This window comes from Tessaracoccus sp. OS52, assembly GCF_020687685.1.
Taxonomy (GTDB): domain Bacteria; phylum Actinomycetota; class Actinomycetes; order Propionibacteriales; family Propionibacteriaceae; genus Arachnia.
The window spans coordinates 1,597,622-1,619,545 of sequence record NZ_JAJEWM010000001.1 but is presented as its reverse complement, the minus strand read 5'-3'; the positions used below and the strand labels follow the sequence as shown (position 1 = coordinate 1,619,545).

22 protein-coding genes are annotated in these 21,924 nt (G+C 67.6%); 17 read left to right on the top strand and 5 right to left on the bottom strand.

What is annotated here, in order from left to right:
- The first annotated feature begins 97 nt into the window (after positions 1 to 97).
- Together rpsO and LKO27_RS07610 are read left to right on the top strand one after the other, a co-directional pair.
- Positions 98 to 361, top strand: a complete 264-nt coding sequence (gene rpsO, locus LKO27_RS07615) for a 30S ribosomal protein S15 (RefSeq protein WP_227736698.1) — start codon at positions 98 to 100, stop codon at positions 359 to 361.
- Between the two features lie 262 nt (positions 362 to 623).
- A complete protein-coding gene (locus LKO27_RS07610) occupies positions 624 to 2,834 on the top strand; it encodes a polyribonucleotide nucleotidyltransferase (protein ID WP_227736697.1) in 2,211 nt (736 codons plus the stop codon).
- A 68-nt stretch (positions 2,835 to 2,902) separates the two neighbouring features.
- Here the strand turns inward: LKO27_RS07610 and LKO27_RS07605 are convergent, their stop codons facing one another.
- From LKO27_RS07605 to LKO27_RS07590, 4 genes are read right to left on the bottom strand one after another with little or no spacing between them, the layout of a single operon-like run.
- Positions 2,903 to 4,060 (bottom strand): hypothetical protein, encoded by a 1,158-nt coding sequence (locus LKO27_RS07605; protein ID WP_227736695.1) that lies wholly within the window; start codon positions 4,058 to 4,060, stop codon positions 2,903 to 2,905.
- Positions 4,057 to 5,055, bottom strand: coding sequence for a class I mannose-6-phosphate isomerase (locus LKO27_RS07600; RefSeq protein WP_227736693.1), 999 nt, complete (start codon positions 5,053 to 5,055; stop codon positions 4,057 to 4,059). The genes LKO27_RS07605 and LKO27_RS07600 overlap by 4 nt, the downstream gene beginning before the upstream one ends.
- A gap of 12 nt (positions 5,056 to 5,067) precedes the next feature.
- Positions 5,068 to 6,054, bottom strand: coding sequence for a LacI family DNA-binding transcriptional regulator (locus LKO27_RS07595; protein WP_227736691.1), 987 nt, complete (start codon positions 6,052 to 6,054; stop codon positions 5,068 to 5,070).
- On the bottom strand, positions 6,051 to 7,028 hold the full coding sequence (locus tag LKO27_RS07590) for a carbohydrate kinase family protein (protein WP_227736688.1): 978 nt from the start codon (positions 7,026 to 7,028) through the stop codon (positions 6,051 to 6,053). The genes LKO27_RS07595 and LKO27_RS07590 overlap by 4 nt, the downstream gene beginning before the upstream one ends.
- A 171-nt stretch (positions 7,029 to 7,199) precedes the next feature.
- On the opposite strand from LKO27_RS07590, the gene LKO27_RS07585 reads away from it, so the two are divergent.
- From LKO27_RS07585 to dapB, 5 genes are read left to right on the top strand one after another with little or no spacing between them, the layout of a single operon-like run.
- Complete coding sequence (locus LKO27_RS07585) at positions 7,200 to 8,165, top strand: substrate-binding domain-containing protein (RefSeq protein WP_227736686.1); 966 nt, start codon at positions 7,200 to 7,202, stop codon at positions 8,163 to 8,165.
- A gap of 27 nt (positions 8,166 to 8,192) precedes the next feature.
- Positions 8,193 to 9,740: a sugar ABC transporter ATP-binding protein gene (locus LKO27_RS07580; RefSeq protein WP_227736684.1), complete on the top strand. Its 1,548-nt coding sequence runs from the start codon at positions 8,193 to 8,195 to the stop codon at positions 9,738 to 9,740.
- Positions 9,737 to 10,729 (top strand): ABC transporter permease, encoded by a 993-nt coding sequence (locus LKO27_RS07575; RefSeq protein WP_227736682.1) that lies wholly within the window; start codon positions 9,737 to 9,739, stop codon positions 10,727 to 10,729. Before LKO27_RS07580 ends, LKO27_RS07575 begins: the two co-directional genes overlap by 4 nt.
- Before the next feature lie 9 nt (positions 10,730 to 10,738).
- On the top strand, positions 10,739 to 12,157 hold the full coding sequence (gene xylB, locus LKO27_RS07570; RefSeq protein ID WP_227736681.1) for a xylulokinase: 1,419 nt from the start codon (positions 10,739 to 10,741) through the stop codon (positions 12,155 to 12,157).
- A gap of 24 nt (positions 12,158 to 12,181) precedes the next feature.
- Positions 12,182 to 12,922 (top strand): 4-hydroxy-tetrahydrodipicolinate reductase, encoded by a 741-nt coding sequence (dapB, locus tag LKO27_RS07565; protein ID WP_227736679.1) that lies wholly within the window; start codon positions 12,182 to 12,184, stop codon positions 12,920 to 12,922.
- Here the strand turns inward: dapB and LKO27_RS07560 are convergent.
- A complete protein-coding gene (locus tag LKO27_RS07560; RefSeq protein ID WP_227736676.1) occupies positions 12,919 to 13,449 on the bottom strand; it encodes a GNAT family N-acetyltransferase in 531 nt (176 codons plus the stop codon). The genes dapB and LKO27_RS07560 overlap by 4 nt on opposite strands.
- Before the next feature lie 52 nt (positions 13,450 to 13,501).
- Between LKO27_RS07560 and LKO27_RS07555 the strand changes: the two genes are divergently transcribed.
- The 10 genes from LKO27_RS07555 to LKO27_RS07510 all read left to right on the top strand — a co-directional run bounded on the left by LKO27_RS07555 (position 13,502) and on the right by LKO27_RS07510 (position 21,923).
- Positions 13,502 to 15,178, top strand: a complete 1,677-nt coding sequence (locus tag LKO27_RS07555) for a ribonuclease J (RefSeq protein WP_227736675.1) — start codon at positions 13,502 to 13,504, stop codon at positions 15,176 to 15,178.
- A gap of 132 nt (positions 15,179 to 15,310) precedes the next feature.
- Positions 15,311 to 15,496: a 50S ribosomal protein L28 gene (rpmB, locus tag LKO27_RS07550; RefSeq protein WP_227737245.1), complete on the top strand. Its 186-nt coding sequence runs from the start codon at positions 15,311 to 15,313 to the stop codon at positions 15,494 to 15,496.
- A 145-nt stretch (positions 15,497 to 15,641) separates the two neighbouring features.
- Positions 15,642 to 17,846, top strand: coding sequence for an ATP-dependent DNA helicase RecG (locus LKO27_RS07545; protein WP_227736673.1), 2,205 nt, complete (start codon positions 15,642 to 15,644; stop codon positions 17,844 to 17,846).
- Positions 17,846 to 18,436: an RsmD family RNA methyltransferase gene (locus LKO27_RS07540; RefSeq protein WP_227736671.1), complete on the top strand. Its 591-nt coding sequence runs from the start codon at positions 17,846 to 17,848 to the stop codon at positions 18,434 to 18,436. The genes LKO27_RS07545 and LKO27_RS07540 overlap by 1 nt, the downstream gene beginning before the upstream one ends.
- Entirely contained in the window at positions 18,433 to 18,912 is a 480-nt protein-coding gene (coaD, locus tag LKO27_RS07535; protein WP_227736669.1) for a pantetheine-phosphate adenylyltransferase, read from the top strand. The genes LKO27_RS07540 and coaD overlap by 4 nt, the downstream gene beginning before the upstream one ends.
- A gap of 91 nt (positions 18,913 to 19,003) precedes the next feature.
- The gene (locus LKO27_RS07530) at positions 19,004 to 19,552 is read left to right on the top strand and encodes a DUF177 domain-containing protein (RefSeq protein WP_227736667.1); all 549 of its coding nucleotides are present in this window, start codon (positions 19,004 to 19,006) and stop codon (positions 19,550 to 19,552) included.
- A 32-nt stretch (positions 19,553 to 19,584) separates the two neighbouring features.
- Positions 19,585 to 19,776: a 50S ribosomal protein L32 gene (gene rpmF, locus LKO27_RS07525; RefSeq protein WP_227736666.1), complete on the top strand. Its 192-nt coding sequence runs from the start codon at positions 19,585 to 19,587 to the stop codon at positions 19,774 to 19,776.
- A gap of 26 nt (positions 19,777 to 19,802) precedes the next feature.
- The gene (rnc, locus tag LKO27_RS07520) at positions 19,803 to 20,489 is read left to right on the top strand and encodes a ribonuclease III (RefSeq protein ID WP_227736663.1); all 687 of its coding nucleotides are present in this window, start codon (positions 19,803 to 19,805) and stop codon (positions 20,487 to 20,489) included.
- Entirely contained in the window at positions 20,482 to 21,324 is an 843-nt protein-coding gene (gene mutM / locus LKO27_RS07515) for a bifunctional DNA-formamidopyrimidine glycosylase/DNA-(apurinic or apyrimidinic site) lyase (RefSeq protein ID WP_227736661.1), read from the top strand. Before rnc ends, mutM begins: the two co-directional genes overlap by 8 nt.
- The gene (locus LKO27_RS07510; protein ID WP_227736658.1) at positions 21,324 to 21,923 is read left to right on the top strand and encodes a GtrA family protein; all 600 of its coding nucleotides are present in this window, start codon (positions 21,324 to 21,326) and stop codon (positions 21,921 to 21,923) included. The genes mutM and LKO27_RS07510 overlap by 1 nt, the downstream gene beginning before the upstream one ends.
- The last annotated feature ends 1 nt before the right edge of the window (position 21,924 follow it).

The following is a 21,924-nucleotide window of genomic DNA, read 5'->3' as shown; positions in this document are numbered from 1 at the left end:
AGTGTTGTCAGGTTGCCGTAGATCGGCCACGGCCCCGTAAGAGCTCCGACCGCACCTCGCGACTGGGGCGCCGTGCAGCGACCGAGAGGATCCCGATATGGATGCTGACCTGAAGAAGAAGATCATCGAAGAGTACGCGACCAGCCCGGGTGACACCGGATCGCCGGACGTGCAGATCGCCCTCCTGAGCTCGAGGATCGCTCACCTCACCGAGCACCTGAAGGAGCACAAGGGGGACCACCACAGCCGTCGTGGCCTGATGCTGATGGTCGGCCAGCGCCGCCGTCTGCTCAACTACGTCGCAAAGGCTGACATCGAGCACTACCGTGCGTTGATCGCTCGCCTGGGCCTGCGTCGCTGACGCGCATCGAAGATCTTTCTCCCGAGGCCAGTCCCCGCTCGTCGGGGACTGGCCTTCGGCGCGCTTGACGCTAGGCTGAGCGACGTAGATCGACACAACTGAACAAGTCACCAACCAGAGCTGCCAGCCCGCAGTCTCATCTGGTCCTCGGTAGTGGTCTTCGGGTGCAATTCGCCCCCGCGGACCTCGATCGAAGACCGGTGGACGCGGCGGTGAATCCACTGCCCAAGGGCTCAGCCACACCACCGAAAGGAGCCTGTCCATGGAAGGACCGGGTCTCGAATTCTCAGAAGCCGTTATCGACAACGGCTCACACGGCAAGCACACCATCCGCTTCGAAGCCGGATTGCTCGCCCAGCAGGCCGACGGGTCGGCCGCTGTCTACCTCGACGACGACACCATGCTGTTGTCTGCCACCACCGCCGCGAAGACCCCTCGCGACGCGATCGACTTCTTCCCCCTCACCGTCGACATCGAAGAGCGCATGTACGCCGCCGGCAAGATCCCCGGCTCGTTCTTCCGGCGCGAGGGACGTCCCGGAGAGGGCGCCATCCTGGCCGCCCGCCTGATCGACCGCCCGCTGCGCCCTGCCTTCGTGAAGGGCCTGCGCAACGAGGTCCAGGTCGTCGTCAACGTCCTGTCGCTCAACCCGTCGGTCTTCTACGACGTCGTGGCCATCAACGCCGCGTCCATGTCCACCCAGCTGGCCGGACTGCCGTTCTCCGGCCCCATCGGTGGCGTCCGGGTCGCCCTCATCGACGACCAGTGGGTCGGCTTCCCCACCGTCGAGCAGGCGGCCAAGTCCACCTTCCAGATGGTTGTTGCAGGCCGTGTCCTGGAAGACGGCGACGTCGCGATCATGATGGTCGAGGCAGGCGGCACCGAGGCGACCTGGGAGAACGTCCGCGGCGGCAGCACCGCGCCGACCGAGGAGGTCGTGGGCCAGGGCCTCGAAGCGTCCAAGCCCTTCATCAAGATCCTGTGTGACGCCCAGTCCGAACTCGCGGCCAAGCTGCCGCGTGAGACCTTCGACTTCCCGGTCTTCCGGGACTACGAGGACGACGTCTTCGCCGCAGTCGAGGAACTCGCTGCAGCCCGCGTCGCCGAGGCCATGAAGATCGCCGGCAAGCAGGAGCGCGACGAGGCCACGCACGGCATCCGTCAGGAAGTCACCGAGCAGCTCGCCGACAAGTTCCAGGGCCGGGAGAACGAGATCTCCGCTGCGCTGAAGGCGCTCACCAAGAAGATCGTCAGGCACCGCACCCTCACCGAGGGTGTCCGCATCGACGGTCGCGGGCCCCGCGACATCCGCACCCTGTCCGCTGAGGTGGCCGTGATCCCGCGCGTGCACGGCTCTGCCCTCTTCCAGCGTGGCGAGACCCAGATCCTGGGCGTCTCCACGCTGAACATGCTCGACATGGAGCAGAAGATAGACACGCTGTCGCCGGAGTCCACCAAGCGCTACATGCACAACTACAACTTCCCGCCGTACTCGACAGGCGAGACCGGTCGCGTGGGCTCACCCAAGCGTCGCGAGATCGGACACGGTGCTCTCGCGGAGCGGGCCATCTTCCCGGTCCTGCCGAGGCGTGAGGAGTTCCCCTACGCCATCCGTCAGGTCTCCGAGGCCCTCGGCTCCAACGGCTCGACGTCGATGGGCTCGGTCTGCGCGTCCACGCTCTCCCTGCTGAACGCCGGGGTGCCCCTGAAGTCCCCCGTGGCCGGCATCGCCATGGGTCTCATGAGCGAGGAGGTCGACGGCGAGACCAAGTACATCGCCCTCACCGACATCCTGGGCGCCGAGGACGCGCTCGGCGACATGGACTTCAAGGTCGCCGGCACGAAGGACTTCGTCACGGCCCTGCAGCTGGACACCAAGCTGAACGGCATCCCCGCCGAGGAGCTGTCGAAGGCTCTTCTCCAGGCCCGCGAGGCTCGCCACACCCTCCTCGAGGTGATGAACGAGGCCATCGACGTCCCCGACGAGATGAGCCAGTACGCACCCCGCATCATTTCGGTGCGGATCCCGGTTGACAAGATCGGCGAGGTCATCGGCCCCAAGGGCAAGGTCATCAACCAGATCCAGGACGACACCGGCGCCAACATCTCCATCGAGGACGACGGCACCATCTACGTCGGCGCCACCTCCGGTGAGGCCGCCGACGCCGCCCTGGCGATGATCAACGCCATCGCCAACCCGCACCTGCCTGAGAAGGGCGAGCGCTACCTGGGCACCGTGGTGAAGATCACGACCTTCGGCGCCTTCGTCTCGCTCATGCCGGGCAAGGACGGGCTGCTGCACATCTCCAAGCTGCGCGACCTCGCCGGTGGCAAGCGTGTGGAGAACGTCGAGGACGTCGTCAGCGTCGGCCAGAAGCTGCAGGTCGAGATCTCAGAGATCGACGACCGTGGCAAGCTCTCGCTCACCCCCGTGGTCGAGGGTGGCGACGAGGAGTCCTCCGAGGACGAGTAAGTCGGCAAGATGCGAGCGGCGGGCCATCCCTCTTGAGGGGTGGCCCGCCGCCGTTTGTCCGGTATCGGTCAGGCCCGGTCGTCGAGTACTCCGGCGAGGAGTTCGTCGAAGCGGCCGACGAGTCCGGGAGCCACCCGCGCCACCTCGGAGCGGACCGCTTCGATGGTCTCGTCAGGAGCGGTGGCGGGTCGCGAGAGCACCAGCTGGCGGGTCGCCAGGGCGATGCCGGGCAGGATTGGCTCGGGCTCGCCCCAGTCCGAGGTCAGTTCCAAGGCGCCGAGGAACCGCTCGCCCATCTGCAACTTGCGTTCCGGGTCCCGGCCCACCCGTTCCACAGTGTCATGCAGGGCGGTGTTGCCGAACCGCTGCAGCAGGTCATCGGCATGGGCAAGGAGTTCGGACTCAGGCTGGGAGTACTTGGCGGCCAGCGCACGGGCGGCGGCGTGCATCGCGGCAGCGGCCGACGCACGCACGTCCGGGTCGGCGATGGCGGTCGCGATCTCCCTGTGGCCCTTCAACTCACCGAGGTAGGCGGTGAGCGAGTGGCCCTGGTTGTGTACGTAGAGCTTGCGGTCGGTGTAGAAGCCGAAGTCCACGTCGGCGTTTCCCAACAGGTCCGGGATGTCCGGGACCGCCGCCCGGCATGCCGCGCGGTCGAAGGGGAGCTGACGGTAAGGCTCCACGGCCACCAGTGCCGGGTGCTCGCGTCGCTGTTCCGCGGTGGGGACGGGGATCATCCGCCCGATGGAGGTCTCCACGAGACCCACCCGATCCAGTACCGCCCTGGGGTCGACGCCGAACCCATCGAGCTCGGACTCGAGAAGCGCGCGCATCACGCCCGCTCCGTCGTGCAGGTTCTCGGCGAGGAACACGTCGATGGCACGGGACCCGGCGCGGTGGCGGTCGGCCAGCCCGGCTGCCAGGGAGTCAGCGATGTGCGGGAGGTTGCGAGCCCCCACGCTGGTGAACACGACGTCGGAGGAGGCGACGGCGGCGCGCACGGCGTCGCGGTCCTGGGCGGCGATGGCGGTGCAGCCCTTCACCATCTTACGTACCGTCCCGGCACTGGAGACGGTGTCGTGCGGGTACTCTCCCTGCTGCAGCGCCGCCACCAGTTCGGGGGAGGCGTCGACGAAGACCACGCGCCAGCCAGCGTCTGAGAGGATCTCGCCGACGAAGCCCCTCCCGACGGCCCCGGCCCCGAAAACCAGTCCCTGGCGGCTCACATCGCCTCCGGCGCCGTCGCTGCAGGGGGACGGCACCATACGGCGCGCAGCGACCCCGTGAGGGTGCAGGGCGTCGAGTGCGGGACCACTATGGTGTTCCCCTTCCTCACGGGCAGGGAACCTCCCGGCCATTCCAGCGCACCCTCGCCGTCCAGGACGACCAGCACGCCGAATCCAGCATTCAGTGGACCTTCGGCCACCCAGTCGGCACGGAAGTAGGGATCCGCTTCCTCCGGCAGCGCGGGGCCAGTCGCACGTCGGGCCACCAGGGACTCGATCTCCGCCAGGCTGCGGGGCCGCAGATCAGTGGCCTGCAGGGCGAGGCCCATTCCCAGACCCAGGTCCTTCGGCGCGTCCGGGTCGAGGGCGAAGCCCTCCCATTCGAGGAGGATCGACAAGTCCTCCGGCTCCTGCACCTCGACGAGCAGAATGCCGTCCCCGATGGCGTGCGGGAAGCCTGCGGGGACCAGCACGGCGTCGCCGGGCTCGACCTTCACGGCGTGCAGGGCGTCCAGCATGACCGCGGTCTCCTGGCGGTCCACGAGGTCGGCCAGCTCGTCGGGGCTGACCTCGCGCCGGAAGCCGAGGTGGACCGTGCCTGCGCGCAGCACCAGCCAGGCCTCCGTCTTGCCGTGGGCGTGGCCGAGGTGCTCGCGGGCGAACGCTCCGTCCGGATGCACGTGGACGGGCAGTCGCTGGCCGGCGTCCAGGAGCTTGGTCAGCAGCTTCGTGTCGGAACCCCAACGCTCAACGTGGTCGCGTCCCAGCCAGGAGCCGGGGTCGGCGGCGATGACATCGGCCAGGAAGTCCCCGGACGGCAGCCGGGTCAGTCCGAGGCTCGTTTCCCCGAACAGGCAGGTGGTGGAAGCCACCCAGTCCTCCGGGGTGTTTCCCCCCGGGTAGTCCGTGCCGCGCAGTTCCGCTATTCGCGCCCCGCCGGCGTAGAAGCGGTCGGCGGGCTGGTTGGCGGGCAGGATGATGGGTTCGGCTTGCATCTTCGTTGCTCCTCAGTGGGTTCGCAGGGTGGTGGTGACGGTCAGGTGTTGCAGAGGGCGCTCGGGTGAAGAGATCCGCTCGAAGAGCAGACGCGCTGCTGCCCGCCCCATCTCGCGGTCGTCGTGGTCCACGGCGATGACGGGGAACGGGAGGGTGCGGCTCAGGGGAAATTCGTCGAACACGACCAGTGCCACGTCCAGCCCGCGGCTGTGGATCTCCGCCGCCGCACCAATGGCGGAGACGTTGTTGGCGCAGAAGATCGCGTCGGGGAGTTCGGCACCCCCCAGCACCCGGGCCGCGGCGGCCCTGGCCTGTGACTCGGTGTGCAGGTCCTTGAACATCAGCTCTGGGTGGAACTCGAGCCCGCCTGCAGCGAGCGCCTCGCGGGCTCCCTGGACGCGGACCGGCATGTTCGACAAGCTGTCGGCATCGCTGAGCGAGGCGAACCTCCTGCGCCCCATGGCCACCGCTGCCGCCACTGCCTCCCGGGCGGCGCCACGGTTGTCGAATGTGACCGAGTCGACTTCGATCCCGTCCAGCGTCTCGTCGACCGCCACCACCGGCGTCCCCAGCGCCAGTTCCGTGGCGATGATGTCGCTGTGGCCGCGCGTCGGCGTGATGAGCAGCCCCCGTGGCCGTTGGTCGAAGACCGCCTCGGCCAACTGCTCCTGCCGCTCGCCCGAGCCCTCGGAACTGCAGGTGATCAGCAGACAGGAGTGTTCCTCCGCCTCGTCTGCCGCGCCCGCGGCCACAGTGGAGTAGAACGGGTTGGTCATGTCGCGGATGATCATCCCCACCATGTCGGAGCGACCGGAACGCATCATCGCGGCACCGCGGTGGGGGCGGTACCCGAGTCGCTTGGCGGCGCCCAGAACCTGGTCGCGCATGGTCGGTGCGACGGTGGGTACTCCGTTCATCACCCGGGACGCCGTCTTGAGGCTGACCCCCGCCTCTCGTGCGACGTCGGTTATGGTGGCGCGCTTCGAGGAGACACTCACGCGAGTGGTTCCCGCCGCAGGTGGCGGCCGACGATGGTCCTTGCGTGATTCCCGGCCTCGGCAGGGGCAAGGCCCTGGGTGATGGCATGGATCAGGCCGCCGGTGAGGGCGTCCCCGGCCCCCACGGTCGTGGCGGGATTGGCCACGTGGTCGGCCGGGAACCACAGCCGCTGGTCGGCCCAGGCCTCCGCTACGCACCTGAGGACGCCGCCGCCGTCCCGGATCCGCTCGATCGGGGCGGTCCTGATGACGAACCCGAGGCTGCCGGCGGACAGGCTGACGACTGCCGCCCCCCAGTCCAGGAGCCGGTCCGCCATGGCTTCGAGAGCGCCGCGGGTGGCCTCCGCGTGCGTTCCGAGCGCGCTGGAGACGTCGTCCCAACTGGGGGAGCAGATGTCGACGTGCGGCAGGGTCCTGGCGAACCAGGCCGGCCAGTCCACCCGGGAGGCCACGGAGCCGTCACCGACATGGGCCAGATCCAGGGACGTGGTGATGCCCAGCAGCTTGGCCGTCTGGAACGCCTCTGCCATCGCCGTGGGCTCGGTGCACGTCAGCGGCAGCAGGGACGGATAGCCGAGGTGGAGCAGATCGGGGGAGAGCCCATCCAAGTCCAGCAGGCGTGGATCGAAGGTGGCGTTGGATCCCTCGTGCTGCCAGAACGTGCGGTCGTGACGGCCGTGCTCGACGACGATGCTGTACGAGGAGGAAAGAGGCGACGCGATGGCGTGCAGTCTGCCGGGGCGCTGCTCCAGTTGTTCCCGGCAGATCTGACCCAGCTCGTCGTCCCCGATCGCAACGGCCACGTCGACGTCGGCGCCGAGCCCCATCAGGGTGCCGGACGTGTTGGGCGCAGAGCCTCCGACCTTGAAACGCAGGGGACCCACCGGGTAGAGCAGGCCGGGCTCCATACCCGGCGTGTCCGGCAGCTCAGGTGTTATGTCAACGCAGCAGTGACCAGCCACCAGGACCTTCATCTTCGTTGTTCCTCCTTGCTTCCTTGCAACGAATAACGGAACCATCTCACTTTCGGACCAGTGTAGACAACGTTGTCTCGTTTGTCCTACTGTTGGTTCTGCTCAACGACGAGACCCGTTCGGACTCGTCAGCAACAAATCACGGGTAGACCCCTGACACGGAGGAAAACAATGAAGTTCACCGCTCGCAAGGCCCTGGTGGCTGCTGCTGCAGCCACTCTGCTGGCCACCGCTTGCACCACTGGCGACGAGACCACAACCACCAACTCCCCGGGCGAGGGAGGCGACGGCAACGTCGAGAAGGTCGGCCTGATGCTCCAGGACATCTCCAACCCGTTCTTCGCCGCGATGCAGACCTCGATGACCGAGCTCTCGGAGCAGGAGGGCTTTGAGATCAACGTGCAGGACGGTCGTCAGGACCTCGCCGCGCAGAACGACCAGATCGATGCCTACATCCAGCAGGGCATGGACCTGATCCTGCTCAACGCCGTGGACAGCGAGGGCATCGGCTCCGCCGTCGCTCGCGCGCAGGCCGCCGGCATCGTGGTCGTGGCCGTCGACGTCGACGCCGCAGGCGCTGACGCAGCCGTCACCACCGACAACGTCGAGGCCGGGCGCCAGTCCTGCCAGTCGCTGATCGACAAGATCGGAGGCTCCGGCAACATCCTCATCATCGAGGGCACCCCCACCACCGCCCCGCAGGAGCGGGTCCAGGGCTGCGAGGAGATCCTCGAGGAGAACCCCGAGGTCACCGTGGTCGGTCGCCAGGCGGGCAAGAACGACCGCGCCAGCGGCCTCGCCCTCGGCACCGACATGCTCACCGCCAACGCCGAGGTCGACGGCATCTTCGCCATCAACGACCCGATGGCGCTCGGTGCGGACCTGGCCGTCCAGCAGGCCGGTCGCGACGGCATCGTCATCACGGGTGTCGATGGCTCTCCCGAAGCGGTCACCGCGCTGAACGACGAGAACTCCAACCTCTGGGCCACCCCCGCCCAGGATCCGGGCGGCATGGCGCTGAAGGCCTACGAGGTGGGCGTCGAGATCGTCGGCGGCAACGAGCCGGCCGAGCGCATCACGCTGCTCAACCCCAGCATCGTCGACCGCGACAACGTCGGCGAGTACGCCGGCTGGTGATCTGAGAGTCCGGAGCAGAGGATCAACATGAGCGAAGTCGCCACGAAGGCGCCCCTCCTCGAGGTCAGGGGTGTCAGCAAGCGGTTCGGGGCAACCCAGGCACTCAGTGATGTGAGTTTCGACCTGATGCCTGGTGAGGTCCATGCCCTGATGGGCGAGAACGGTGCCGGGAAGTCGACACTCATGAAGATCATCTCCGGCAACTACACCCCCGACGCCGGAACGATCCAAATGCTCGGCGAGCAGGTGGTCATGGCGTCCCCCAGGGACGCCATGACCGCCGGGGTCGGGATCATCCACCAGGAACTGAACACCTTCCCCGACATGACGGTGGCGGAGAACCTGGCCATCGGCAACGAGCCGTCGAGGGCCGGGCTGCTTGACCGTCGCAAGATGATCGAGGACGCCCGGCGAAAGCTCGACCATGTCGGCGCCACGGGTATCAACCCCAAGATGCCGATCGGCCGCCTGAGTGTCGGTATGCAGCAGATGGTGGAGATCGCGCGAGCGGTCGCCGAGGACGTCAAGGTCCTTGTGCTCGACGAGCCCACCGCCGCACTGTCCACCAGCGAATCCCACCAGCTCTTCGCGCTCATCCGTGAGATGCGGGAGCGTGGCATGGGCCTCATCTACATCTCCCACCGCATGGAGGAAGTCTGGGACCTCGCGGACCGGGTCACTGTCTTCCGCGACGGCAAGCTGGTCGGCACCAGGAACATGAGGGGCACCGGGGCCGAGGCAGTCACGCCCAACGACATCGTCAGGATGATGGTGGGACGCGACGTCGACGACCTCTACGGACACGATCGTCAAGAGCCCGGTGACACGCGCCTTGAGGTGCGTGACCTCACAGATGGTGAAGGGATCGGGCCCGTCTCCTTCGACGTGCGAGGGGGCGAGATCGTCTCGATGGTCGGCCTGATCGGTGCCGGCCGGACCGAGGTGGGCCGGTTGCTCTACGGGGCGGACAAGCCCGCCGGGGGCACCGTGCGGCTCGACGGCCATGAACTGCAGGTGAAGAGCCCACGCGATGCCATCTCCAAGGGCATCGGAATGCTCCCCGAGAGCCGCAAGGACCAGGCACTCTTCCTGGAGATGTCCGTCCAGGACAACACGGCGATGTCCACCCTCGATGACTACTCGTCGTTCGGGGTGGTCTCCTTGCGCAAGATCCGCACGAAGGTCGCCAGGATCTTCGAGGCCCTGAGCGTCAGGGCAGCCTCCCAGAACGTCGAGGCGCGCAGCCTCTCGGGCGGGAACCAGCAGAAGCTCGTCCTCGGACGGCTGATGCTTGAGGAGCCATCGCTCCTGATCCTCGACGAACCCACGCGCGGCGTGGACATCGGGGCAAAGAGCGAGATCTACCGAATCATCAAGGAGATCGCGGAGACCGGGACTGCCGTGCTGGTGATCTCCTCCGATCTTCCCGAAGCGCTGGGTATCAGCGACCGGCTCCTGGTCATGCGCCAAGGGCGGATCGTCGCAGAACTCGACGCCCCCTCGGCCACCGAGGAGATCGTGATGGAACACGCAACCGGCGTCTACGCCGATGAACACCCAAGGAACGACGCATGAGCACCGACACCGTATCCGCAACCCAGGTCTCACCCGGGACCCGAAACGTCCTCGCCAAGGTCGGCTACTGGTGGGACAAGGTCGGCATCTTCGCCGTCCTCATCCTGCTTTGTGCCTTCATGGCAATCATGGCGCCGGCCTTCCTGAGCGTTGACAACGGGCTCAACGTCGCACGCTCGGTCTCGATCAACGCCATCCTCGCCGCTGGCATGACCATGATCATCATCACCGGGGGCATCGACCTTTCGGTGGGATCCATCCTGGCCGTCTCAGGTGTGGCGGGCGTGCTGCTGTTCGTCACCGGCACCCCCTCGGTCCTCGCGGTCCTGGGCGGGATCCTGGTCGGCGCCATCGCAGGCTTTGTGAACGGGGCCTTCGTGGCATGGCTCGCGTTGCCGGCGTTCATCGTGACGCTGGGTTCGATGACCTATCTGCGCGGTGCGGCGTACTCCCTGCTGGAGGGGCAGCCCCTGATCGCCTCGGACCTTGGCTACCGGGCCATCGGGAACGGGGCGGTGGCGGGCATCCCCACGCCCGTCGTGGTCATGGTGCTCGTCTACGTGCTGTTCTGGTTCATCCTGGAGCGCACCAAGTTCGGTCGCCACGTCTACGCCGTCGGCGGCAACATCGAGGCCGCCCGACTCGCGGGTATCAACGTCAAGCGGACGCTGCTTTCGGTCTACACGATCGCCGGTGCCGCCGCTGGCCTCGCAGGCATCATCTTCTCCGCGCGTGTGCTCTCCGCCCAGCCGACTGCCGGGCAGAGCTACGAACTGGACGCGATCGCCGCTGTCGTCCTCGGCGGCACGTCCCTGGCCGGTGGCAGGGGACGCATCCTCGGCACGCTGGTGGGTGCGCTGATCATCGGAGTGCTGTCCAACGGGCTCGTGCTCATGAACGTCCCGTTCTTCTACCAGCTCATCGTCAAGGGCATCGTCATCGTCGTGGCCGTCACGATCGACAGCCTGCGGCGCCTGAGCAAGTCCTGAGAGCCGGACATGTCGCTCGTAGCGGGAATCGACTCCTCGACGCAGTCCAGCAAGGTGGTGGTAGCCGACGCCGCGACGGGAGCAATCGTCCGTGAGGGCAGGGCCCGCCACCCGGAGGGCACCTCGGTTGCCCCCGGCGCATGGTGGAGTGCCCTGCAGGAGGCCATCGAGCAAGCCGGGGGCCTGGGCGACGTCGAGGCCATCAGCGTGTCGGGCCAGCAGCACGGCATGGTCTGCCTGGACGCCGACGGCGAGGTCGTCCGGGACGCCCTGCTCTGGAACGACACCAGGTCCGGGCAGGCCGCCAGCGACCTCGTCGCCGAGCTGGGGGATGGGTCGGTGGAATCCGGGCGCAGGGCCTGGGCGCAACGCGTCGGCAGCGTGCCGGTGGCTTCCCTCACGGTGACCAAGCTGCGGTGGCTGGCCGATGCCGAGCCCGACAACATGGACCGCGTGGCCGCGGTCTGCCTCCCGCACGACTGGCTCACCTGGAAGCTGTCCGGCTCCTCGGACGTCGCGGACCTGGTCACAGACCGTTCCGACGCCTCCGGAACCGGCTACTTCGACTCCACCAACAACACCTACCTGCCCGAACTGCTGGAACTGGCCACCCGCCGTGACCCGGCCGGTATCAGGCTGCCGCGGGTGGCCGGCCCCAGCGAGGTCGTAGGCAGGTACGGCGGCGACGGCGCGGCGCTCGGCCCCGGCTGCGGCGACAACGCCGGTGGCGCCCTCGGTCTGGGGCTGGCCGCGGGCATGACGTCGGTCTCGCTGGGGACCTCCGGCGTCGTCGGCGTCGTCAGCGACACGCCGGTCAACGATCCGAGCGGTCTGGTCGCCGGCTTCGCCGACGCCACCGGCCGCTACCTCCCGCTGGCCGTCACGCTCAACGGAGCGCAGATCCTGGATGCCGCGGCCAAGCTGCTCGACGTCGACCACGACGAGCTCAGCAGGCTGGCGCTCGCCGCGGCAGCCGACGCCGGCGGAGCGGTGCTGGTGCCCTACTTCGGGGGCGAGCGCACCCCGAACCTGCCGACGGCGCAGGCCAGTCTCCACGGTCTCACCCATGCCTCCTTCACCCGCCAGAACCTGGCCAGGGCGGCCTTCAACGGCCTGCTCTGTCTGCTTGCCGAGGGCATGGAGGCCATCAAGGTCCACGGGGTGCAGATCAACGAGGTCGTGCTGACCGGCGGGGCCGCCCGATCCCGAGCGGTCCAGGAACTGGCGCCGAGGATCTTCGGAACCGACGTCGTGGTTCCCACCCCGGGTGAGTACGTGGCGCTTGGTGCGGCCAGGCAGGCGGCCTGGGTCCTGGCCGGTGGCGACACTCCGCCGCAGTGGCAGGCCGAGGGGGCAAGGCGTCTCACCGGCGAACATGACCCTGCCATCCTGGCGCGGTACCGTGAGTTCCGGCAGTGGTCCGAGTAGGACACCACACGGGAGGCGGCGCACATGGGTGAGATCCGGGTCGGGGTTTTCGGCGTCGGCGGCAAGATGGGCAGCGAGGTGGCTCGCGCCGTCGAGGCGGCCGAAGGCATGGTCGGAATCGGCGGAGTGGATGTCGACGGCTCCCGCGATGACCTGCGCGAGGCGCAGGTGGTGGTGGACTTCACCCACCCCGATGCCGTCATGGACAACATCGAGTGGGCCTTCGCCAATGGCATCCACCAGGTGATAGGTACCACGGGCTTCAACGCCGAGCGCCTGGAACGCGTCCGCGAGCTGTGCTCGCAGCACCCGGACGTCGGAATCCTGATCGCGTCCAACTTCTCCATCGGCGCGGTACTCATGATGAAGTTCGCCGCCCTTGCCGCCCCGTTCTTCCCGAGCGTGGAGATCGTCGAACTGCACCACCCCGGCAAGGCCGAGGCGCCCTCGGGCACCGCGACGACGACGGCGCTCAAGGTGGCCGAAGCCCGGGCGGCGGCCAACATGGGTCCGGTCCCCGACGCCACGGTGCTCGACGGTGGTGCCCGCGGAGCGGTCGTGGAGGGAATCCACATCCACGGTGTCCGGCTGCAGGGGTTGGTGGCGCACCAGGAGGTGCTGCTCGGTGCGGCGGGGGAGACCCTCACCATCCGTCACGACAGCTTCGAGCGCACCAGTTTCATGCCCGGGGTCGTGGCGGGGATCCGGCACGTCGTGGACCACCCGGGCTTCACCGACGGCATCGAGGATGTGCTCGGGATCTAGCCCGTGGTGATGTCGCTGTGCAGGCGCACCAGTTTGATCGAGACGTCGCCCTCCTCCGGGCCCACCTCGCGGTGGGCGCCGTCGGTGGCCCACCCGCACTCCTCGAGGAATCGGCGCATGCCGTCGGCGTCGCTCGGGACCCACATCGTGGCCACCTCGTAGCCGTCGGCTCGCAGGGTGTCGACGGCGGCGTTGATCAGCCTGGAGCTGTGCCCCGCCTCGACCGAGTCCTCGTCGACGATGAACTCCGCGATGAGGCCGTCTGTCGGAGCCGCATCCGGGTCATTGCTGGGCCCGGTCACGGCGAATCCGACGATCATTCCCGAGGCCTGTGCGACGAGCACTCTCAGGTGCGCCAGCGGTGGCCGGGCAATCGCCTCGTGCCAGGCGCGCGCGGTCTCGTCGGCGGTGACCTCGGTGAGCGCGCGGGCCAGCACCGGGTTGGCCCCCCAGGCCTTCCGCTGGAGCCGTGCGACGTCAACGGCCTCCGCGGGCAGTGCGAGACGGACCGAGTCTGGAACGGGCATGCGCGCCAGTCTATGCGTTCTTCCGAAGAGGCCTTTGGACTAGGCTGACGGGGTGAATGATCTGAAGACCCTGCCCAAGCTGAAGCCAGGCGCCCTGCGCGTCATCCCCCTCGGCGGGCTCGGTGACGTGGGCCGCAACATGGCGGCCTTCGAGATCGACGGCCAGATAGCCCTGGTGGACTGCGGCGTCCTGTTCCCCGAGGACCAGCACCCCGGAGTGGACCTGATCCTGCCCGCCCTGAACTACCTCGACGACCGGCTCGACGACATCGTGGCCCTGGTGCTCACCCACGGTCACGAGGACCACATCGGCGCCGTCCCCTACCTGCTGCGCAAGCGTTCCGACATCCCCATCTACGGCTCCCGGCTGACGCTGGCCTTCCTGGGCAACAAGCTCAAGGAGCACCGGATCCGCGGCACCCAGCTCAACGAGGTGCACGAGGGCCAACGGCTGCGGCAGGGTGCCTACGACTTCGAGTTCATCGCCGTCAACCACTCCATCCCCGACGCGCTCGCCGTCGCCATCCGCACCGCGGCGGGCACGGTCCTGCACACCGGCGACTTCAAGCTGGACCAGTTGCCGCTGGACGGTCGCATCACAGACCTGCGAGCGTTCGCACGCCTCGCGGAGGAGGGCATCGACCTGTTCATGGTCGACTCCACCAACTCCGAGGTCCCTGGTTTCACCACTCCGGAGAAGGACGTAGAGCCCGCGCTGGCGCGGGTGTTCGACCAGGCCCGCCAGAAGCTGATCGTGGCCTGTTTCGCGAGCCACGTGCACCGCGTGCAGCAGGTCCTGAACCTGGCGGTCCGGCATGGCCGCAAGGTGGTCTACGTCGGACGCTCGATGGTACGCAACATGGCCACCGCCCGGGACATGGGTTACCTCAAGGTGCCGGCCGACACCCTCATCGAACTCAAGGACATCGACAAGTACCCCGAGGACCGGGTGGTCATCGTCTCCACCGGCTCCCAGGGAGAACCCCTCGCGGCCCTCAGCCGGATCGCCAACAAGGAGCACCCGGTCATCGAGGTGGCGCCGGGCGACATCGTGCTGCTGGCCTCCTCCCTGATCCCGGGCAACGAGAACTCGGTGTACCGGGTCATCAACGGGTTGTCGAAGCTCGGCGCCCAGGTGGTCCACAAGGGCAACGCGCTCGTCCACGTCTCCGGACACGCCTCGGCCGGGGAACTGCTGTACTGCTACAACATCCTCACCCCGAAGAACGTCATGCCCGTGCACGGGGAGATCCGGCACCTGATAGCCAATGCGAAGCTGGCGATCTCGACTGGCGTCCCGGCGGAGCGCGTGATCGTGGCCGAGGACGGCGACGCCGTCGACCTCGTGAACGGCCGTGCCCGGAAGGTCGGACGGATCGACGCCTCCTACATCTTCGTGGACGGTTCCACGGTGGGTGACATCTCCGAATCCCTCACCGACCGCATGATCCTCGGCGAGGAGGGCTTCATCTCGATCGTCGCAGTGGTCAGCCTGCACAACCTGGAACTGATCAGCGGACCCGAGATCAACGCCCGCGGCTTCGCCGAGGAGCCCTCGGTCTTCGACGACGTCCGAAAGCAGGTCGCTGAAGCGCTGGTCAAGGCCCTCGACGAGGGTGTCGACGACACCTATCGCCTGCAGCAGGTCATCCGCAGGATCATGGGCGCCTGGGTCTCCAAGCGCCTGCGCCGCCGCCCGATGATCGTTCCCGTGGTGGTCAGCACCTGACCGAAGGGCCGGACTTTGTGAATCGATGGGCCCTCGGTTATGATCTACAGGTTGCCCACGGCCATCGTCGTCGGGCAGTTCACGATCATCCGGACGCAACCGCGTCCCGGGCAAGCAACAAGGGAGATTCCAGTGGCCGCCGTATGTGATGTTTGCGCCAAGGGACCCGGCTTCGGTCACAACGTGCCCTGGTCCAAGAAGAAGACCAACCGCCGCTGGAACCCGAACATCCAGCGCGTTCGTGCCATCGTCGCCGGCACCCCCAAGCGTGTCAACGTGTGCACCTCCTGCCTCAAGGCAGGCAAGGTCTCACGCTGACCTCGCTGTAGACCAAGAGATCTGAAGATGACCCGTGGCCGCCGGCCACGGGTCATCTGCGTTCCTCTGGCTGCCAGCAGAGGGTTCTCCACAGCCACGGCCAGTGGCCGGACGCGCGTCAGTGGCGCCTTGTAGGCTTCCCGGCATGGTCAGATGGCGCACCGAGATCCACCGTGAGTTGAATCGCGGATTACGCGACGTGGTGGGCGCCAAGACCGCCGAGCAGTTCGTCAAGCTCGGGATCGAGACCGTGGGTGACCTGGTTCGTCACACCCCCCGTCGCTACCTCCCGGGTACGGAGATGAGTGACTTCGAGTCGCTTCGAGTCGGTGACGAGGTGGCGCTCGTTGCGAAGGTCCACCGCACCGACATCAAGTACGGCAGCAAGCAGCGCGTGGAGTCCATCCTCACCGACGGCAGCCGGTACCTGCGGATCACGCTGTTCGCTCCCAAGGACCACCTCGCCAAGTGGTGGGCGAAGCTCCTGTCGCCGGGCAGCCGGGGGATCTTCATCGGCAAGGTGGGGGTCTTTCAGGACGAGTTCCAACTGTCGCACCCGGACTTCGTCATCATCGACGGCGCCGGGCAGGTCACGGCCAAGAAGTCTGACTCGCGGGCCGCCATGGCACGCGCCGTGCAACGCTCGACGATGGTGGGCCTCTATCCCGCCACCGGCAAGCTCCCCACCTGGACCATCGCCGAGTCCATCCAGCTCGTGCTTCCCGGAGTGAGAGCACTGGGTGACACGCTTCCGGACTGGGTGGTCGAGGAGGCCGGCGTCCTCCCGTTCAACCAGGCCCTGACGGAGGTCCATGAGCCCGTCGACAAGGCAGACGCGGAGAAGGGAATCGCCCGCCTGCGGTTCGACGAGGCCTTCGGCATGCAACTCGCGATGATGCATCGTCGCGCCCAACTCGCGGGACAGGCTGCAACGCCCCGCGTGCGCCGCGCCGGTGGTCTGCTGAGCGCCTTCGACGAGAGGCTGCCGTTCACGCTCACGAAGGGCCAGCGCGACGTCGGCGACCAGATCTTCTCCGATCTTGCCGCCGGCCACCCGATGCACCGGCTCCTGCAGGGAGAGGTCGGCTCCGGGAAGACGATCGTCGCGCTGCGGGCGATGCTCGCCGTCGTCGACGCCGGTGGGCAGGCCGCCATGCTCGCGCCCACGGAGGTGCTCGCCAAGCAGCACCATGACACGATCACCAGGCTCCTGGGTGACCTCGGGGCGGGACAGCAGCTGGGCGCCCATCCGGAGGCGACGGCGGTGGCACTGCTCACCGGGGCGAGGACGGCCGCGGCCAAGCGCGAGGTGCTGGCCGACGTCGAGCGGGGCGAGGCGGGCATCGTCATCGGCACCCACGCCCTGCTGAGTGATCCGGTGACCTTTCGGGACCTTGGCCTGGTCGTCATCGACGAGCAGCACCGCTTCGGCGTCGAACAGCGGGCCGCGCTGGCGGCCAAGGCGCAACGCCAGCCGCACACCCTCGTCATGACGGCCACTCCGATTCCTCGCTCGCTGGCCATGACCGTCTTCGGTGACCTCGCGGTGTCCGAACTCCGGGAATTGCCCGCGGGCCGGTCTCCGGTCCAGACGGTGGCGGTGGACACGCGCTCGCAGCCCACCTGGGTGGAGCGGGCCTGGGAGCGCATCCGGGAGGAGGTCGCTTCTGGCAGGCAGGCCTTCATCGTGTGTCCCGCCATCACCGGCAAGCAGACCGACGCCGACCTGGAGGCGGGTGAGGGGCTCACCGCCGTCACCGAGCTGCTGCCCCAGTTGGCGGAGGGACCGCTCAGGGGGCTCGAACTGGGAATGGTCCACGGCAAGCAGCCGGCGGCGGAACGCGACGCCGCAATGGCGGACTTCGTCGCCGGACGCACCGATGTCCTCGTCGCCACCACCGTCATCGAGGTGGGTGTGGACGTCCCGAACGCCTCTGTCATGGTCGTGATGGACGCGGACAGGTTCGGCATCTCCCAGCTGCACCAGTTGCGCGGACGAATCGGCAGAGGCTCCCATCCCGGGCTGTGCCTCCTGCTGGCGTCCCCGGGAGAGGACAACCTCACCGCCGTCGAGCGCCTGGATGCGGTGGTGGCGAGCACCGACGGGTTCCAGCTGGCGGAGCGCGACCTTGAGCTGCGGCGCGAGGGTGACGTGCTGGGAGCCGCCCAATCAGGGCAGTCCTCACTGAAGCTGTTGCGGGTGTTGACGGACCAGGAGCTCATCCAGCAGGCCCGGGAGCTGGCGGGTCGCGTCCTGTCCGACACGCGCGCGGAATCCGACCCGAAACTGGCGGACCTGATCACCGCCGCAGAACTCGTCGCGGCCGGCGACTGGCTGGAGAAGCACTGATGTCCAGGATCATCGCCGGACGGGCCAAGGGGATGCGGCTGGCCTCGCCGAAGGGGGACAGCACGCGGCCGACCACGGACCGTGTCAAGGAAGCGCTGTTCTCCTCCCTCGCCACCTGGTTCGGCACGGTGGACTCGGACCCGGCCCGACAACTGGCGGACGTCGCGGTGCTGGACCTGTTCTCCGGCAGCGGGGGGCTCGGGCTGGAGGCGGCCAGCAGGGGTGCTGCGCGCGTGGTCTGCGTGGACAACCGCACATCCGCCGTGATCAGGGACAACGCCGCCCGTACCGGCCTTCCGGTGGAGGTCAACGGAGGCTCCGTCGACGCCGCCCTCAAGTCGCCACCCGGCCGGTTCGACCTGGTACTCCTCGACCCGCCCTACGACCTTGCGGGGGAGACGGTGGACCGGATCCTGGGGAGGCTCCTGGCAGCGGAAGTCCTCCTGGCGGACGCACTGGTGGTGCTGGAACGATCGTCCCGCTCGGCCCCGCCCGTCTGGCCTGCGCAGTTCACCGACGTGTGGGATCGCCGCTACGGTGAGAGCACGCTCCACTTCGGGGCGTTCCGCGACGCTGAGGAGCCGCAATGAACACCACCAGGGTGCTCTGCCCGGGGTCCTTCGACCCGATCACGCTGGGTCACCTCGACATCATCGAACGCGCCCGGGACCTGTTCGGGTCCGTGCTCGTGGGCGTCGGGAAGAACGACACGAAGAAGTACCTGTTCGGGGAACAGCGGATCGACCTCGTGCGAGGTGCGGTCGCGGGTATCAAGGGCGTCGAGGTGGAGGAGATCGACGGACTGCTGGTGGACTTCTGTGCGCAACGCGGCATCACCGCGGTCGTCAAGGGCCTCAGGTTCGGTGCCGACTTCGACTTCGAGCTCCAGATGGCCCACATGAACCACGGCCTCACGGGCCTGGAGACCGTGCTGCTCCCCGCCGCCCGGCAGCACGTCACCCTCTCCAGCACCATCCTGCGGACCGTGATGAAGCTGCGGGGCGACGTCACGGCCTACGTGCCGCCCAACGTCGCGGCCGCCATCGCCGAGCGGGATTGGCGCTGACCCGGGGATTTTGGGAACCCTCGGGGCCTCAGGTATCGTTGTGAGTCGGTCATGTTCGAGATCATGGTCGACGTACGAAGGGATTGTTCGCATGACGTCCGTACATCGCAAACCCGATCGTCGCTCACCTCTGGTAATTGACATCCTGGAGTTGGGCCGCGGCGCGGGATCGATGCGCGAGGTCAGCAGGACCGTCCCTGCGCCCGCCGACCTTGGTATCGAGGTGATCGGAGTGCCCGAGGGCTCCGACATCGAACTGGACCTCCGTCTGGAGTCCGTCGTCGAAGGAGTCCTGGTCTCGGGAACGGCCACAGTGCAGCTGCACGGTGACTGCGCCCGGTGCCTTCGGGAAATCGAGGACACGGAGACTTACCGCCTGCAGGAACTCTTCTTCTACCCCGGACACGAGGTGGAGGAGGACGACAGGGCGATCGTCGACGAGTCGATCGATCTCGAAGGGGTACTGCGCGACGCCGTGGTGCTGGAACTGCCGTTCACGCCCCTGTGCGAAGAGGATTGTCTGGGACTGTGCCCCGAATGCGGGTTCAACCTCAACGACGATCCGGCTCACGGACATGAGCCGGTCATCGACGCCCGTTGGGCGGCCTTGACCGAACTCGACGTCGAGCCGAACAACTAGAAGCCTTCAAGCCTTAGTAGTAGGAGAAGATCGTGGCCGTTCCGAAGCGGAAGATGTCGCGCAGCAACACCCGGTCGCGCCGGGCACAGTGGAAGACGAGCGTCGTCCCCACCGTCGAGTGCGTGAACCCGGCCTGCCGCGAGCGTCACCTGTCGCACACCGCCTGCCCCTCTTGCGGCCAGTACGGCCCCAAGGGCGCGCGTCGCCAGGTCCTCGAGGCCTGAGTCCTGCTTCCGGCCCGCCCGCGCGGGTGAGCAGACTCGAAGGCCAGCTTGCCGAGCTGGGCGTCCAGGTGGACGCCCAGCTTTTCGAGTTGGCATGCACCCACCGCAGCTACGCCTACGAGCACGGTGGCATCCCCAGCAACGAGCGGCTTGAGTTCCTGGGGGACGCCGTGCTGCAGATCGTGGTCACCGAGCACATCTTCAACGCCTACCCGGACCTCGCGGAGGGGGAACTCGCAAAGCTGCGGGCCTCCGTCGTCAGCACCTACGCCCTCGCAGACGTGGCCCGCGGACTGGAGTTGGGGCCCCTCATCCTCCTGGGCAAGGGGGAGATCGCAACCGGGGGCAGTGACAAGTCCTCCATCCTCGCCGACACCACCGAGGCCATCATCGGGGCGGTTCACCTCTCCGGCGGGCCGGAAGCCTCCGCACGCTTCGTCCATGCGCTGCTCGACGAGCGCATCGCGGATTCCCAGGCGGAGGGGGAGTACGCGGACTTCAAGACCACACTCCAGGAACTGAGTGCACGCAACGGCTGGGGTCTGCCCGTCTACGAGGTCGAGGGCTCCGGGCCGGACCACCAGCGCACCTACACGGCCACCGTCGTGGTGGGCGGGCAGGCGCGCGGCACGGGTACAGCCCCCAGCAAGAAGCTGGCCGAGCAGCGCGCCGCCACCGTCGCCTTCCGGGCGCTGGGTGGCGGGGATGCCTGAGCTGCCGGAGGTCGAGGTCGTCCGACGCGGCCTCGCCTCTCACGTCACCTCGCGCCGGATCGAGAAGTTGACGGTGCTGCACCCGCGTCCGGTCCGCTCCCACCCCTCCGGCGCGGACGGGATGCGCGCAGCCCTGGAGGGCCGCACCATCGATGCGGTCCGGCGCCGGGGCAAGTTCCTCTGGTTCGCCCTCGACGAGGATGCGTTGGTGCTCCACCTCGGGATGAGCGGGCAGTTCCGCGTCAACGCGCCTGCCGACGACCTCGTCCGCAACACCCGTGTCCTGTTCGACCTGGACGACGGCAGGCAACTGCGATTCGTCGACCAGCGCATGTTCGGTGGGCTCACACTCGCCACCGGAGGGGCCATCAATCCCGTCCCCCACATCGCGCTGGACCCCTTCGACCACGACTTCGACGTCGTCGACGTGGCGGACCGGATGCGACGCCGCAACACCACCGTCAAGCGGGCGCTGCTGGACCAGCGGTTCGTCTCGGGGATCGGCAACATCTACGCCGACGAGTCCCTCTGGCGCGCCAGGATGCACTTCGAGCACCCGACCACGGCGCTCACCCGCAAGCGCGCGGTAGAGGTCCTCCAGCACGCCAGGGAGGTGATGGCCGAGGCGCTCGAGCAGGGCGGGACGTCCTTCGATTCCCTGTACGTGAACATCAACGGCGAGTCGGGGTACTTCGCGAGGTCGTTGGACGCCTATGGTCGGGAGGGTCAGCCGTGCCGACGGTGCTCCTCACCGATGGTCCGGCGCCAGTTCGCGAACCGCAGCAGCTTCCTGTGCCCAAAATGTCAGCGGTTGCCCAGAGGAGGTAAACGCTGATGGAGTGGTTCAGGGGCAGGTACCGGCGCTACGAGACCACCATCTGGCAGTTCTTCCGCTTCGGCGTTGTCGGGGGTCTTGGAGTCTTTGTGAACTTCACCGTCTTCATCCTGGCGGGCAAGTTGTTGGCGCTGAAATGGGCCGGCGCGGACGCAGGCGAGGGTGCCGTCTGGTGGGACCTGCCGTTCACCGATTTCAACGTGCGCTGGTACCACGTGAAGTCCACGATCGCCTTCTTCGTCGCCAACGTGTTCAACTTCCAACTGAACCGACGGTGGACGTTCCGCTCGCACCACTCGGCCAACTGGGCGCGGGAGTACTTCCCGTTCCTCACAGTCGGTCTCATCGCCCAGGGCGTCGGCCTGCTCATCATGACCGCCCTCATGATGGAGGGCTCCCCGGTCGCGCTGCCGAGGTCCATCCTGGATGACTCCACAGGCCTGCGGACGCGGGAGTACTGGGCGCAGCTGATCATGATCCTGTGCACCATCCCCATCACCTTCCTGGTCAACAAGTTCTGGACCTTCAAGGCGATCCGGACGATCGAGGAGACCGAAGAGGTCGAGCACCCCGAGGACATCCAGGTGGAGGACGTCTGAG

Coding starts and splice junctions, on each gene's coding strand:
- rpsO (WP_227736698.1), top strand. CDS start 98: ATGGATGCTGACCTGAAGAAGAAGATCATCGAAGAGTACGCGACCAGC.
- LKO27_RS07610 (WP_227736697.1), top strand. CDS start 624: ATGGAAGGACCGGGTCTCGAATTCTCAGAAGCCGTTATCGACAACGGC.
- LKO27_RS07600 (WP_227736693.1), bottom strand. CDS start 5,055: ATGCAAGCCGAACCCATCATCCTGCCCGCCAACCAGCCCGCCGACCGC.
- LKO27_RS07590 (WP_227736688.1), bottom strand. CDS start 7,028: ATGAAGGTCCTGGTGGCTGGTCACTGCTGCGTTGACATAACACCTGAG.
- LKO27_RS07585 (WP_227736686.1), top strand. CDS start 7,200: ATGAAGTTCACCGCTCGCAAGGCCCTGGTGGCTGCTGCTGCAGCCACT.
- LKO27_RS07580 (WP_227736684.1), top strand. CDS start 8,193: ATGAGCGAAGTCGCCACGAAGGCGCCCCTCCTCGAGGTCAGGGGTGTC.
- LKO27_RS07575 (WP_227736682.1), top strand. CDS start 9,737: ATGAGCACCGACACCGTATCCGCAACCCAGGTCTCACCCGGGACCCGA.
- xylB (WP_227736681.1), top strand. CDS start 10,739: ATGTCGCTCGTAGCGGGAATCGACTCCTCGACGCAGTCCAGCAAGGTG.
- dapB (WP_227736679.1), top strand. CDS start 12,182: ATGGGTGAGATCCGGGTCGGGGTTTTCGGCGTCGGCGGCAAGATGGGC.
- LKO27_RS07560 (WP_227736676.1), bottom strand. CDS start 13,449: ATGCCCGTTCCAGACTCGGTCCGTCTCGCACTGCCCGCGGAGGCCGTT.
- LKO27_RS07545 (WP_227736673.1), top strand. CDS start 15,642: ATGGTCAGATGGCGCACCGAGATCCACCGTGAGTTGAATCGCGGATTA.
- LKO27_RS07540 (WP_227736671.1), top strand. CDS start 17,846: ATGTCCAGGATCATCGCCGGACGGGCCAAGGGGATGCGGCTGGCCTCG.
- coaD (WP_227736669.1), top strand. CDS start 18,433: ATGAACACCACCAGGGTGCTCTGCCCGGGGTCCTTCGACCCGATCACG.
- LKO27_RS07530 (WP_227736667.1), top strand. CDS start 19,004: ATGACGTCCGTACATCGCAAACCCGATCGTCGCTCACCTCTGGTAATT.
- mutM (WP_227736661.1), top strand. CDS start 20,482: ATGCCTGAGCTGCCGGAGGTCGAGGTCGTCCGACGCGGCCTCGCCTCT.
- LKO27_RS07510 (WP_227736658.1), top strand. CDS start 21,324: ATGGAGTGGTTCAGGGGCAGGTACCGGCGCTACGAGACCACCATCTGG.